At 74.7% G+C, this 12,569-nt stretch carries 10 protein-coding genes and 1 rRNA gene; 7 read left to right on the forward strand and 4 right to left on the reverse strand.

Translation table 11 applies throughout. From position 1 onward, the window contains the following. Positions 1-312 precede the first annotated feature (312 nt). Entirely contained in the window at positions 313-1,071 is a 759-nt protein-coding gene (locus tag ACIRRS_RS19190; RefSeq protein WP_402972056.1) for a ComF family protein, read from the forward strand. Here the strand turns inward: ACIRRS_RS19190 and ACIRRS_RS19195 are convergent. From ACIRRS_RS19195 to mtrA, 3 genes are read right to left on the reverse strand one after another with little or no spacing between them, the layout of a single operon-like run. Beyond that, positions 1,059-2,891, reverse strand: coding sequence for an LpqB family beta-propeller domain-containing protein (locus ACIRRS_RS19195; protein WP_402972058.1), 1,833 nt, complete (start codon positions 2,889-2,891; stop codon positions 1,059-1,061). The genes ACIRRS_RS19190 and ACIRRS_RS19195 overlap by 13 nt on opposite strands. After that, entirely contained in the window at positions 2,869-4,953 is a 2,085-nt protein-coding gene (gene mtrB / locus ACIRRS_RS19200) for an MtrAB system histidine kinase MtrB (protein WP_402972060.1), read from the reverse strand. The genes ACIRRS_RS19195 and mtrB overlap by 23 nt, the downstream gene beginning before the upstream one ends. Before the next feature lies 1 nt (position 4,954). Beyond that, positions 4,955-5,632, reverse strand: a complete 678-nt coding sequence (gene mtrA, locus ACIRRS_RS19205; protein ID WP_030247322.1) for an MtrAB system response regulator MtrA — start codon at positions 5,630-5,632, stop codon at positions 4,955-4,957. A gap of 289 nt (positions 5,633-5,921) precedes the next feature. Here mtrA and ACIRRS_RS19210 point away from each other — a divergent pair, with 289 nt between their 5' ends. The 6 genes from ACIRRS_RS19210 to ACIRRS_RS19235 all read left to right on the forward strand — a co-directional run bounded on the left by ACIRRS_RS19210 (position 5,922) and on the right by ACIRRS_RS19235 (position 12,424). After that, positions 5,922-7,103, forward strand: coding sequence for a hypothetical protein (locus ACIRRS_RS19210; RefSeq protein ID WP_402972063.1), 1,182 nt, complete (start codon positions 5,922-5,924; stop codon positions 7,101-7,103). A gap of 5 nt (positions 7,104-7,108) precedes the next feature. Then, positions 7,109-7,780, forward strand: coding sequence for a DUF4129 domain-containing protein (locus tag ACIRRS_RS19215; RefSeq protein WP_402972065.1), 672 nt, complete (start codon positions 7,109-7,111; stop codon positions 7,778-7,780). Beyond that, positions 7,777-9,000 carry a DUF4350 domain-containing protein gene (locus ACIRRS_RS19220; RefSeq protein WP_402972067.1) on the forward strand — a complete coding sequence of 408 codons (1,224 nt, stop codon included), beginning with the start codon at positions 7,777-7,779 and terminating at the stop codon, positions 8,998-9,000. The genes ACIRRS_RS19215 and ACIRRS_RS19220 overlap by 4 nt, the downstream gene beginning before the upstream one ends. Positions 9,001-9,131: 131 nt before the next feature. Further along, the gene (locus ACIRRS_RS19225; RefSeq protein ID WP_402972088.1) at positions 9,132-10,052 is read left to right on the forward strand and encodes an AAA family ATPase; all 921 of its coding nucleotides are present in this window, start codon (positions 9,132-9,134) and stop codon (positions 10,050-10,052) included. A 31-nt stretch (positions 10,053-10,083) separates the two neighbouring features. After that, the gene (locus tag ACIRRS_RS19230) at positions 10,084-11,394 is read left to right on the forward strand and encodes a DUF58 domain-containing protein (protein ID WP_402972069.1); all 1,311 of its coding nucleotides are present in this window, start codon (positions 10,084-10,086) and stop codon (positions 11,392-11,394) included. An 85-nt stretch (positions 11,395-11,479) separates the two neighbouring features. Continuing rightward, entirely contained in the window at positions 11,480-12,424 is a 945-nt protein-coding gene (locus ACIRRS_RS19235; RefSeq protein ID WP_402972071.1) for an aminoglycoside phosphotransferase family protein, read from the forward strand. Between the two features lie 54 nt (positions 12,425-12,478). Here the strand turns inward: ACIRRS_RS19235 and rrf are convergent. Further along, positions 12,479-12,569, reverse strand: a 5S ribosomal RNA gene (rrf, locus tag ACIRRS_RS19240); the annotation flags it as partial.

Consider the following 12,569-nt stretch of genomic DNA (forward strand, 5'->3'; position numbering starts at 1 on the left):
GAGACCCAGCTGGACCAGCCCGTCCACTGCCGGCCCCCCGCCCCACCGGAACCGGTGGAGGCGACTGGCCCTCACCTCACTTCCTCCCCACCAGGGACGGTTGAAACCCCCTGGAGCCTTATCGAACACCTCACACGGGCTTTTCGCCTCCCCAGCCGGGGAGGCGGACGGCAGCCCGGTGACGCGGGCGGGCCGGTCAAGCGGTAGCCCACTGTCTACCCTCGTGCGAGTGAAGCATGAGTGAATACCTGGACAACACCCCCCGTACGGCGCATTCTGTGCTCACTCTCCGTGCCGCCGTCGGGAGCACTCGTGCCCACCACCCCCACCTCTACGCCCATCCCCTCCGGTCCCGGTCGAGGGCCGCTGGGCCACGCCCTGGCCGGGCTGCTGGACGTCCTCCTCCCCGCGGACTGCGCCGGCTGCGGCGCCGAGCGCGCCCAGCTCTGCCCGGAGTGCCGCCGGGCCCTGGCCGACACCCGGCCCGCCCCCACGCTGCTGCCCTGGGCGCACGCCGCCGCCCCCTACGGCGACCCCTTCCGCCGGCTGCTGCTCGCGCACAAGGAGCGCGGCGCGCTGCGGCTGGCCGGGCCGCTCGGCGAGGTGCTGGGACGGGCGGTGCGCTCGGCGCTCGGGCCGCAGGGCGAGCGGGCGCCGGTGCTGCTCGTCCCGATGCCCTCGGCCCGCCCGGCGGTGCGCGCCCGCGGCCACGACTCCACGCTGCGCCTGGCCGGGGCCGCCGCCCGCTCGCTGCGCCGGGCGGGACTGGACGCCCGGGCCGCGCCGCTGCTGCGCCACGCCCGTCCGGTCGCCGACCAGGCCGGGCTGAGCGCGGCCGAGCGGCGCCGCAACCTGCACGGCGCGCTCACCGTGCTGCCGCGCGCCCGCGCCGCACTGAACGGCCGTCACCCGGTGCTGGTCGACGACCTGGTGACGACCGGTGCGAGCCTGGCCGAGGCCGCCCGGGCGCTGGCCGACGCCGGACTGCCCGTCCGGGCCGCCGCCACCGTCGCGGCCACCTCCGGCCACCCGGCGCAGGCCGCGCGGGCGACGGGCGGTCAGCCCGCGTAGAAGTAGGAGCTCACCTTCTCGGTCATCTGCACTTCCCGCCACTGGTTGCTGACCAGCCGGTAGACCTTGCCCTCCGTCACCGCGAGCACCGGCTGCGCCGCGGCCAGCACGCTCCCCCGGGACTCGGAGGCGGAGATGGCCAGCCAGCCGGGGCCGCTCTGCAGAGGGGTGTCACTGCTCTGCGACCCGTCCGTGCTGATGTAGTACAGCTGCTGGATCCGGTCGCCCTCCTTGCCGAGGACGAGCAGTTGGTCGGCCTCCGCCCAGGCCACCGAGGCGACGTCGGTGAGCAGCGGGGCCACCCGGCGCAGCCCGACGATCTTCGCGGTCGGCGCCTCCGTGGTCCCGCCGTGCATCACCAGGCCGAACAGCAGCGAGCGGGTCCCCGAGGCGGGGTTGCGCACCACCAGGGCGACGCGGGCGCCGTCCGAGGAGATCTTGAGCGCCTGGACGCTCTGCCCCTCCAGCCCCTCCACCGGCACGGTGTAGCTCTTGTTGCCGCGGACCATGACCACCCGCCCGCCCTGCGGGGCGCGGTCCACCACCCAGAGGTCGCCGCGGCCGTCCCAGCTGGGCGAGGCCAGGGAGTTGTCCTTGTCCCCCGCCTTCGCCGAGGTGGTCAGCACCGGCTCGGGCATGGCGGCGGCCGAGCCGGCCGTCAGCGGCACGGAGTAGAGCAGGTGCCCGTCCCCGCTGAGCGCGGCGGCGCGCGTGCCGTCCCGAGCCACGGCGACGGTGCTCAGCGGGGGCGTCCCGGCGGGCTGCGCCTTGCCGAGCGGGCCGGGGACCGGGTCCCCGCTGTGCGAGTCGTCGGAGACCATCAGGACGCCGTTGTCGGCGCGCTGGTAGTACTTCGGCACGGGCGCCGGGGTGCCGGCGTCGTTGCGCCCGGCCGTGCAGGCGCCGCGCTTGCCCCGGAGCTCCAGCCGCTCGACCTGGCCCTTGACCTGGTCGGCGAGGGTGTAGAAGAGCTGGGTGGCCATGCGCCGGCAGGAGGTCGCGTCGCTGACGTCGATGCCGAGCTGGACGTGGGCGAGCCGGCTGTCGTCCACCGACACCTTGACGCCGCCGACGTCCTTGGGGAACTCCGTACGGGCGACCGTCTCGAGCCAGTCCGAGGGGCCGACGACCAGCGCCTTGGCGGCGGCGGTCAGCGGGTCCATCCGGCGCCGCAGGTAGATCGGGTCGGCGATCAGCACCTCCTGGCCGCCGCCGGCGGCGACGAAGGCGGAGGGGTCGGGGGCGGTGTAGAAGTACCGGTCGACCTGGCGGTAGCTGTTGCGGAAGTTGGTCTCGTTCATGACCACGCCCTGCGGCAGCTTGTCGATGCGCCACTCGCCGTCCTTGCGGACGAAGGTGAAGTCGGAGATGAACGGCTTGTTGTCCTCGAGCCGGTAGGAGTGCTTGGCGTCCACGGTGGAGGTCAGGTTCCCGGTCACGGACATCGAGACGGAGGTCTCCGTGTCGGCGGCGGTCTGGACCTTCGGGGTCAGCCGGTCGGACACCTGGATGCCGGCGTCCGGGTTCCAGGTGGCCGCGGCGCTCTCGGTCAGGTACTGCCGGGCGACGTCGTAGCCCTCGTCGGCGGTGACGGCGTCCAGGAACCCGGTCAGCAGGTCCGGCGGCTTGGCGCCCTTGGGGGGGCCCAGCGGGTAGACCCGGGCCTGCAGCAGGTTCTTGTCGGCCGAGCCCTGGGAGAGCTCGACCTTGGAGATGCCGCCGGAGTCGGGCATGGCCGCGCAGCCGCTCGCCACCAGGGCGAGGAGCAGCACGCCGGCCGGGGCCGCCGTCCGCGACTCAGTCCAGCTCGTCCTTCGCACGTTGCGACCCCTCCAGGTCCGTCCCACCCGTCACGTCCGGCTCCGCCGTCCGCTGTGCCACCGACGGCCGCCCGGGCGTCGGGTCCACCATGACCTGGGCGCCGGTGGCACCGTACCCGGCCCCCGCCGTCCGTACGTCCGAGGGGTCCGCGCGCGGACCCTCCGGGAGGCGCTGCCGGCCCAGGCCGGGGCCGATGTTCAGCACGCCGCCGAGCCCGCTGCCCAGGCCGCTGCCGAGGCCCTCGGGCGTCTCGGCCTGCTCCTCGGCCGCCGTCAGCGCGGTCGCGCCGGCCGGGGCGATGGCCCGCCGGTACGGCATGCCGTACGTGCCGAGGCCGCGGTTGTTGCGCGAGTCCTCCGGCTCCAGGCGGAACGGCGCCCGGCTGATCTCGCCGCCGCGGGTGCGCGGCAGGGTCAGCCGGAAGTGCGAGCCGCCGCCGGGCTCGCCCCAGGCCTGGAGCCAGCCGCCGTGCAGGTGCGCGTCCTCGACGGCGATGGACAGGCCCAGGCCCGTACCGCCGGTGGTCCGCACCCGGGAGGGGTCGGCCCGCCAGAAGCGGTGGAACACCCGGGAGGCCTCGCCCGGCTTGAGGCCGATGCCGTAGTCGCGCACCCCGACCGCGACGGCGCCGTCCGCCGAGCCGAGCCGGACGACCACGTCGCGGCCCTCGCCGTGCTCCAGCGCGTTGACGACCAGGTTGCGCAGGATGCGCTCGATCCGGCGGGAGTCGACCTCGGCCAGCACCGGCTCGCCGTCGCCGCGGATGACCACGGCGCTGCCCTTGGCCTCGGCCAGCGGCTCGGCGGCCTCGACGACCCGGGTGACGATCTCGCGCAGGTCGACGGGTTCGGCGTCCAGGATCGCGGCGCCGGCGTCGAAGCGGCTGATCTCCAGCAGGTCGGCGAGCAGGGACTCGAAGCGGTCCAGCTGGCCCTGGAGCAGCTCGGCCGAGCGGGCCGCCATCGGGTCGAGGTCCTCGCGGCTGTCGTAGATGAGGTCGGCGGCCATCCGCACGGTGGTCAGCGGGGTGCGCAGCTCGTGCGAGACGTCCGAGACGAAGCGCCGCTGCACCCGGGAGAGCTCCTCCAGCTGGCGGATCTGCGCCTGGAGGGCGTTGGCCATCCGGTTGAAGGACTCGCCGAGGCGGGCGATGTCGTCCGTCCCGGTCACCTTCATCCGCTCCTCCAGGTGCCCGTCCGCGAGGCGCTCGGAGATGCCGGCGGCCATGCGCACCGGGGTGACGACCTGGCGCACCACGACCCAGGCGATCGCGCCCATGAGGATCACGACGAACACGCCGGCGGTGGCCAGGGTGCCCATGATCAGGTTGAGGGTGTCGGTCTCCTGGCCGAAGGAGAAGACGTAGAACATCTGGTAGCTGTTGTTGTTCGGCCCGGAGAACTGCATGCCGAGTGCGAGGCCCGGCTCGGTGCTGCCGCCCGCCCGGTGGATCTTCGTCGCCTGGTCGAACATCTGACCGGACTCCTGGCGCACCCGGTCGCGCAGGGTGTCCGGGACGCTGGAGGGCAGGATGTCGCCGGTGTAGCGCGGCGCGAAGCCGGTGTCCGGGAGGACGGCGCCGGTGCCCGGGGCCATCGCGATCACCGAGTAGACCGTCTGCCCGCTCGCGGCCAGGTCGTTGACCCGGCGCAGCAGCCAGGTGCCGGTGTCCTCGACCGCCTGGTCGGAGGTGCCGCGCAGCCTCTGGTCCTTGGCCTCGTCGATCTTCTTCGACTCGGCCTGGAACCCGATCCTGGCCTGCTCCCGGGCGGCGCCCATCTTGGTGTCGAGCAGGCCGTTGCGCACCTGCGCCACCACGACCACGCCGAGCACCAGGACGACGGCGATCGACAGCAGCAGGGAGACCGCGACCACGCGCAGCTGGATCGAGCGGCGGTAGAGCGCCGAGGCGCGGCCCAGCGGGCGGCGCAGCTGACGGCCGAACAGCCCGAAGACGCCGCGCGGCCCGCGCCGGCGGCGGGTGGTCGAACTGAGCACGTCGCCGCGCACCGCCCCGTCGGTCGCGGAGTCCGACGGGGTGTCGTCAGGCTGGTCCGTCACGTCAGCTGGGCCCGGCCTTGTAGCCGACGCCGCGCACGGTCACGACGATCTCGGGGCGCTCCGGGTCCTTCTCGATCTTGGAGCGCAGGCGCTGGACGTGCACGTTGACCAGGCGGGTGTCCGCGGCGTGCCGGTAGCCCCAGACCTGCTCCAGCAGCACCTCGCGGGTGAACACCTGCCAGGGCTTGCGGGCCAGCGCGACCAGCAGGTCGAACTCCAGCGGCGTCAGCGGGATGCCCCGGCCGTCGCGCTTGACGGAGTGGCCGGCCACGTCGATCACCAGGTCGCCGATGGTCAGCTGCTCGGGCGTCGGCTCCTCGGCACGGCGCAGCCGGGCGCGCACCCGGGCCACCAGCTCCTTGGGCTTGAACGGCTTGGTGACGTAGTCGTCCGCACCCGACTCCAGGCCCACCACGACGTCGACCGTGTCGGTCTTCGCGGTCAGCATGACGATCGGGATGCCGGACTCCGCCCGGATCTGCCGACACACGTCGATGCCGTCCCTGCCGGGCAGCATCAGGTCGAGCAGGACCAGGTCGGGCTTGGTCTCCCGGAACGCGGCTAGCGCCCTGTCCCCATCCGCGACGAAAAACGGCTCAAAACCCTCACCACGCAACACGATGCCGAGCATCTCGGCCAGTGCGGAGTCGTCATCAACGACGAGGACGCGTCCCTTCATGCGTCCATCTTCTCATTACCGGATTGTGACCTGCCGCACAGCAGTGCCATTGCTCCACAACGGCCAAGTCCCCCGCCCCGGCAATCCGGCCATACCGGGCGAATTCCCCTGGTCGGAACGCCTCCGAACGGTCCGCCGCCCGCTTCGCGAGGCCGAGCGGGCCGCCCGATCCGATCATCAGGCCGGATACCCCTGGGGCCCGTCACGGCCCCATGGCACGATGGGCGCTGCGCGCGGGCGGAAGACCCCGCCCACGACCGCGCCCGTGCCGCCCCTCCGAGGAGCAGTGATGACCGACACCCCGGGCTGGGCCTCGCCCAGCTCGTCCGAGCCGCCCAGCGACGGCGTCCGGCCCCCGGCCGACGCACCCGCAGCCGTGCCCGGGCCGTCGGCCCCGCCGCAGAGCACCCCGCAGGCCCCCGGCTGGAACGGCCAGTACGGACAGTACGGGCAGCAGCCCGGCGCCCCCGCCCGCCCCGGCTGGGGCCGGCCCGGCGGCCAGGGCCCGTACGGCTACGGCCAGCACAGCCCCCGGCCCGGCGTCATCCCGCTGCGCCCGCTCGGCGTCGGCGAACTGCTCGACGGCGCCGTCACCACCGTCCGGAGGCACTGGCGCACCACCCTGTCCCTCGCCCTCGGCGTCGCCGTGCTCGAGCAGGCCGGGCAGGTCGGCGTCCGGTTCCTCGTCTCCGGCAAGACCGGCAGCAGCACGCAGATCGTGCAGTTCGCCGCGAGCATCCCGCTGTCGGTGCTGCTCAACGTGCTCGCCACGGCGCTGCTCACCATCGTGGTCAGCCGCGCCGTCCTCGGCCGCACGGTCACCGCCGCCGACGCCTGGCGCGAGGCCCGCCCCCGGCTGCCCCAGCTGCTCGGCGTCACGCTGCTCGCCACGCTGCTGTCCGCCGGCGTGCTCGTACTCGGCTTCGCACCCCTGTTCCTCTACGGCGGGGGCTCGGTCGGCGCCGCCGCCCTGCTCTCCCTCCTCGGCCTCGCCTCCCTGCCCGTCGCCCTGTGGCTCTGGGTCCGCTACAGCCTGGCCGCGCCCGCCCTGATGCTGGAGAAGCAGGGCGTGATCACCTCCCTCTCCCGCTCCGCCCGCCTGGTGCGCGGCTCCTGGTGGCGCATCCTGGGCGTCAACCTGCTCGCCCAGGTGATGGCCCTGGTCTTCGCCCTGGTCATCGCCATGCCCTTCACCATCGCCGGCATGGCCCTCGGCTACATCGACCTGGAGCAGCAGTCCTCCTTCGACGGGACCATCACCCAGAGCACCGCGACGCTGATCATCACCGCGATCTCCGGGATCATCTCCTCCACCCTCACCATCCCGTTCCTGGGCACCCTCGGCGTCCTGATCTACGTGGACCAGCGCATCCGCCGCGAGGCCCTGGACATCGAGCTCGCACGCGCCGCCGGCCTGCCCGAGTACGGCGGCACCGGCTGGGGCGGCGACCAGCCCCCCGCGGCGGGCTGAGCCGGATGGCCACCTGGGGGGAAGGGCTGATCCTGGCGAGCGGCGCACCGGTCACGCTGCCGCGCGATCCGGCGCGCGACGCCGCCCGCGACGAACTGCTCAACTCGGAGTACCACAAGAACGACCCGTCCGTGCTGGAGCGGGTCCTCGACTGGATCAACGACCACATCACCAGCGCCCTCGACGGCCTCTCCGGCACCGGCACCTCCGGCACCACCGGCCTGGTGTTCTTCGTCATCGTCGCCCTGCTCATCGGCGCCGCCCTCTGGTGGCGCCTCGGCGCCCCCGGCCGCGACGCCCGCACCACGCCGGACGTCTTCGGCACCGCGGGCCCCCGCAGCGCCGAACAGCACCGCACCGAGGCCGCCGCGCACGCCGCCGCCGGGCGCTGGGAGGAGGCCGTCCGCGAGCAGATGCGCGCCCTCGTCCGCTCCCTCGAGGAGCGCACCCTCCTCGACGGCCGCCCCGGCCGCACCGCCGACGAGGCCGCCGCCGAAGCCGGCCGCTCCCTGCCCGAGCACGCCGACGCCCTGGCCGCCGCCGCCCGCGCCTTCGACGACGTCGCCTACGGCGACCGCACCGCCGACCGGGCCGCGTACGAGCTGCTGCACGACCTCGACCGGACGCTGGAACGCACCCGGCCGACGCACGCCACCACCGCGGGAGAGGCCGCATGACGAGCACCGCCCCCGCCCCGGCACCGCCCGAGGAACGGCCCTCCGGCCCCGCACCCACCAGCCTCGCCCCCACCGGCCGCGGCCTGCTGCGCCGCGCCCGCTGGTACCTGGTCTTCCTCGCCGTCCTCCTGGTCGGCGCCGTCGCCCTGGTGTCGATCGGCCAGGACAGCCGGTACCCGCCCATCGACCCGCGCTCCTACGACCGCGACGGCGCCCACGCCGTCTACGCGCTCCTGGAGAAGCAGGGCGTCAAGGTCTCGACCACCAGCGACCCGACCGGCCCGGCGGACGGCAAGGACACCCTCGTCCTGCCCGAGGCCGACCTCATCCCGCCGGCGGGGCTGCGGGCCATCGCCGCGGCCCGGCACGGCCGGCTGGTGCTCATCGCCCCGGGCCCCGCGGCCCTCGACGCCCTGGCCCCCGGCATCCGGATGTCCGACGACCGCGGGGACCTGTCCTACGCCAGGGTCGCCGACAGCACCCCCCGCTGCTCCCTGCCCGAGGCCGTCCGCGCCGGCGACGCCGAGACCGGCGGCGTCCTCTACACCAGCGGCAGCCGCGGCGAGGGCTGCTACAAGCGCGGCTACGGCTACCCGCTGGTCCACCTCCCGCTCGACGGCGACCGCGACGTGATCGTCCTCGGCAGCGGCGTCCTCCTGCAGAACGGCGAGATCGCCACCACCGGCAACGCCTCCCTCGCGCTCGGTCTGCTCGGCTCCCGGCCCAGCCTCGCCTGGCACCTGCCCGACTACAGCCTCCCGGCCCCGGCGACCGTCCACGACAAGACCCTCACCGACTACTTCCCCAAGGGCTGGCACTGGGCCCTCCTCCAGCTCTTCGTCGCCGCCGCCCTGGCCGCGATCTGGCGCGCCCGCCGGCTCGGCCCCGTCGTCAGCGAGGACCTGCCCGTGGTGGTGCGCGCCGCCGAGACCACCGAGGGCCGCGCCCGGCTCTACCGGCGCGCCAAGGCCCGCGGCCGCGCCGCCGAGGCCCTGCGCCGCGCCGCCGCGCACCGCCTCGCCCCCGCCCTGGGCGTCCCGCTCCGGGCCGGGGCACCCGACCCCGACGCGCTCTGCGCGGCCGTCGCCGACCGCCGCCCCGAGCAGCCCCCCGGGGACGTCCGGGCCCTGTTGTACGGCCCGCCCCCCATCGACGACGCCGCACTGCTCCGGCTCGCCGACGACCTCGACGCCCTCGAAAGGCAGGTACGGAACCCGTGACCGACCAGGCAACCGCCCAGCTCCGCTCCGTCCCCGGCACGGACCCCGCCGCCTCCGCCGCCCCGACCCCCGCCTCCGAGGCCCTCGCCTCCCAGGCACCCGTCGACGACCCGCGCGCCGCGCTCACCGCCCTGCGCGCCGAGATCGGCAAGGCCGTCGTCGGCCAGGACGCCGCCGTCACCGGCCTCGTCGTCGCCCTCCTCTGCGGCGGCCACGTGCTGCTCGAAGGCGTCCCCGGCGTCGCCAAGACCCTGCTGATCCGCACCCTCTCCAAGGCCCTCAGCCTGGGGACCAAGCGCATCCAGTTCACCCCCGACCTGATGCCCGGCGACGTCACCGGCTCGCTCGTCTACGACGCCCGCACCGCCGAGTTCTCCTTCCAGCCCGGCCCGGTCTTCACCAACCTGCTGCTGGCCGACGAGATCAACCGCACGCCGCCCAAGACCCAGGCCGCCCTGCTGGAAGCCATGGAGGAGCGGCAGGTCACCGTGGACGGCGAACCGCGCCCGCTGCCCCTGCCCTTCCTCGTCGCCGCCACCCAGAACCCGGTCGAGTACGAGGGCACCTACCCGCTGCCCGAAGCCCAGCTGGACCGCTTCCTGCTCAAGCTGATCCTGCCGCTGCCCGACCGCGACCAGGAGTTCCAGGTCCTCGCCCGGCACGCCTCCGGCTTCGACCCCCGCGACCTCGACGCCGCGGGCGTGCGCCCCGTCGCCGGGCCCGAGCACCTCGCCGCCGCCCGCGCGCAGGTCGCCCGGCTGACCGTCGCCCCCGAGGTCCTCGCGTACATCGTCGACCTCTGCCGGGCCACCCGGCAGTCCCCGTCGCTGTCCATCGGCGTCTCCCCCCGTGGCGCCACCGCCCTGCTCGCCGCCTCGCGCGCCTGGGCCTGGCTCGCCGGACGCGACTACGTCACCCCCGACGACGTCAAGGCGCTCGCCCTGCCGACCCTGCGCCACCGCGTCGCGCTGCGCGCCGAGGCCGAGATGGAGGGCGTCACCGCCGACTCCGTCATCCAGGCCGTGCTCGCGCAGACGCCCGCCCCCCGCTGACCACCCGATCCCCCGCAAGGAGCGCACCCGCATGGCCCTCACCGGGCGAACCGCCCTGCTCGCCGCACTCGGCGCGCTCCTCGTGGGCCTGCTGCTGCCGTCCTGGACGGGGATCGGCCTCGTCACCGGCACCGTCCTGCTCGGCGTCCTCGTCGACCTGGTCCTCGCCGCGCCCGTCCGCACCCTGCGGCTCGGGCGCGGCGGCGACACCACCGTCCGCCTCGGCGAGCCCGCCTCCGTCGAACTGACCGTCACCAACCCCTCCCGGCGCCCGCTGCGGGGCCGCGTCCGCGACGCCTGGGCCCCCTCGGCCTGGCGGCCCGGCACCGACCACGCCGCCTCCCGGCACAGCCTCCACGTCCCCGCCGGCGAGCGCCGCCGGGCGGTCACCCTCCTCACCCCGACCCGGCGCGGCGACCACCACGCCCACAAGGTGACGGTCCGCTCGCTCGGCCCTCTCGGCCTCGCCGGCCGCCAGGGCTCCCACCTGCTGCCCTGGACGGTCCGCGCCCTGCCGCCCTTCACCAGCCGCAAGCACCTGCCCTCCCGGCTCGCCCGGCTGCGCGAACTCGACGGCCGTACCTCGCTGCTGACCCGGGGCCAGGGCACCGAGTTCGACTCGCTGCGCGAGTACCTGCCCGGCGACGACGTCCGCTCCATCGACTGGCGCGCCAGCGCCCGCCGCAACACCGTCGCCGTCCGCACCTGGCGCCCTGAGCGCGACCGGCACATCCTCATCGTCCTCGACACCGGCCGCACCTCCGCCGGCCGCGTCGGCGACGCCCCCCGCCTGGACGCCGCCCTGGACGCCGCGCTGCTGCTCGCCGCCCTGGCCACCCGCGCCGGCGACCGCGTCGACCTGCTCGCCCACGACACCCGCAAGCGCGTCTCCGTCGCGGGCAGCTCCCCCGGCGAGATCCTGCCCGCGTTCACCAACGCGATGGCCCTGCTGGAGCCCGCGCTGCACGAGACGAACATGCGCTCGCTGGTCTCCACCTCCCTCACGATGGCGCCGCACCGCTCACTGGTCGTCCTGCTGACAGGCCTCGACGCCGCGCCCGTCGAGGACGGCCTGCGGCCCCTGCTCCCGCTGCTGACCAAGCGCCACGAGGTCGTCATCGCCTCCGTCGCCGACCCGCAACTGGACGTCCTGGCCGCCGGTCGCGGCACCCTGGACGCCGTCTACGGCGCCGCCGCCGCCGAACAGACCCGCGCCGACCGCCGCGCCACCGCCGACCGCCTCGGCCGCCACGGCGTCACCGTCCTGGACGCCCCGCCCACCCAGATCGCCCCGGCCCTGGCCGACGCCTACCTGGCACTCAAGGCCGCCGGACGCCTCTGAGCCTGCGGGGCTCTGCGGCGGCACGCCACGGCCCCTGAGGAGAACGGCAGTTGGAGCCCGGCGACCCTGTACATAGGGTGCCGACATGATCGAGATTCCAGAGGCGTTCGTACGGACCACCGTCGATCGCGAGCAGGAACCCGGGGCGGCGTGGATCGCCGAACTTCCCGGGATCGTCGACGAGTTGACGCAGACCTGGGGCTGCGAGCCGGACGGCCCGGCGACCCACGGGGGCGTCGGCCTGATCCTCCCGGTGCGGCGTCCCTCGACCGGGCCGGCCGTCCTCAAGGTGTCGTTCCCGCACCCCGGCAACGTCCACGAGCCGGACGCGTACGCGGCCTGGCAGGGGCGCGGCGCCGTCCACCTGTACGAGCGGGACGACGCCCGGTTCGCCATGCTGCTGGAGCGGGCGCACAGCACCAACCTCTCCGAAGTGGCCGACGGCGACGAGCTGGCGAGCGTCGCCGGCCGCCTCAACCACCGGCTCGCCGTCCCCGCACCGGCCGAACTGCCGCGGCTCAGCGACCGGGCCGCCGAGTGGGAGGAGAACCTGCTCATGGACGCCGGGGAGCTGTCGCACACCATGCCGGAGGCCGTGGTCGCCGCAGCACTGGCCACCGTCCGCGAGCTCGGCCGCACCCAACCCGAGACGCTCGTCCACGGGGACCTCCACGCCCGGAACATCCTGCGGGCCGACCGCGAACCCTGGCTCGCCGTCGACCCCAAGGGCTACGTCGGCGACCCGGCCTACGACGGCGGCACACTGCTCAAGTCCCGCGCACTCCACCTCATCGGCGCGGACGACCCCCGGCCGGCGATCCGCCGCATCCTGGCCGTCTTCGCCGAGGCCGCCGAACTCGACCTCGACCGCGTCCGGCGCTGGGCCCAGTTCCACGCGGTCACCGCCGCCTTCTGGGGCCGGCGGCACGGCTTCCGCGTCCTGCGGAGCGGACCGGAGCTCGACCGCCTCAACGTCTTCGCCGACCGGCTGGCCGAATTCCTGGCAGAATTCCCGGCGGAACGGTCGTAGCAGAAATGCGAAAAGCCCCTGATCCGAATGGATCAGGGGCTTTTCAGAAGAATTGTTCGGCGGCGTCCTACTCTCCCACAGGGTCCCCCCTGCAGTACCATCGGCGCTATGAGGCTTAGCTTCCGGGTTCGGAATGTAACCGGGC

It is taken from the genome of Kitasatospora sp. NPDC101183 (genome assembly GCF_044767945.1).
GTDB lineage: Bacteria > Actinomycetota > Actinomycetes > Streptomycetales > Streptomycetaceae > Kitasatospora.